Source organism: Mesorhizobium sp. M7A.F.Ca.CA.001.08.2.1 (assembly GCF_003998455.1).
In the GTDB taxonomy this organism is placed as follows: Bacteria; Pseudomonadota; Alphaproteobacteria; order Rhizobiales; family Rhizobiaceae; genus Mesorhizobium; species Mesorhizobium ciceri.
In genome coordinates this window covers 1-669 of record NZ_RZPW01001365.1, presented here as the reverse complement: position 1 = coordinate 669, position 669 = coordinate 1, and the positions used below count along the sequence as shown (strand labels likewise).

Genomic DNA, 669 nt, shown 5'->3' with positions numbered 1-669 from the left:
TCGGCATCGTCTATGGCTCCCTGCCGCTGATGATCCTGCCGATCTATGTCAGCCTCGAACGGCTTGACCGCAGGCTGCTGGAAGCCTCCGCCGATCTCGGCGCCACGCCATTATCGACTTTCCTGGGCGTGACCCTGAAACTGTCGTTGCCGGGCGTCATGACCGGCTTCTCGCTGGTCATGATCCTGCTGCTCGGCGAATATCTGATCCCGACGCTGCTTGGCGGCGGCAAGGTGTTCTTCATCGGCAATGCACTGGTCGACCTGTTCCTGCAATCGCGCAACTGGCCGTTCGGATCGGCCATCGCGATCACGCTGGTGCTGGTCTCGGTGGTGGTGCTGATTGCCGCCAACCGCATCTCGACCCGGGTTTCGGGCGCGCGCCGGGTGGATCTGATCTGATGCGGGCTTTCGTCATTGCGGTGTTCGCTTTCCTCTATCTGCCGATCGCGCTGGTGGTGCTGTTTTCTTTCAACGCCGGCCACCATGCCAGCGAGTTCACCGGCTTTTCGGTGCAATGGTACGGCAAGGCATTGGCGAACCCGTTCCTGGTCGAAGCGCTGAAGAACAGCCTGTTCATCGCCACCACCAGCGCCTTGCTGGCGGCGCTGTGCGGCACCGCGGCGGCACTCGGCCTGGCGCGCGTCGGCGTGCGGACCCGCGCGGTCTT

2 protein-coding genes are annotated in these 669 nt (G+C 63.5%); both read left to right on the top strand.

What is annotated here, in order from left to right:
• Positions 1-401 (top strand): ABC transporter permease (locus EN914_RS37430; RefSeq protein ID WP_127389785.1); only part of this gene is annotated, 401 nt, incomplete at its 5' end.
• Positions 401-669, top strand: a 269-nt coding sequence (locus tag EN914_RS37425) for an ABC transporter permease (protein ID WP_407067840.1), incomplete at its 3' end; no start/stop codon positions are given. The genes EN914_RS37430 and EN914_RS37425, both read left to right, overlap by 1 nt.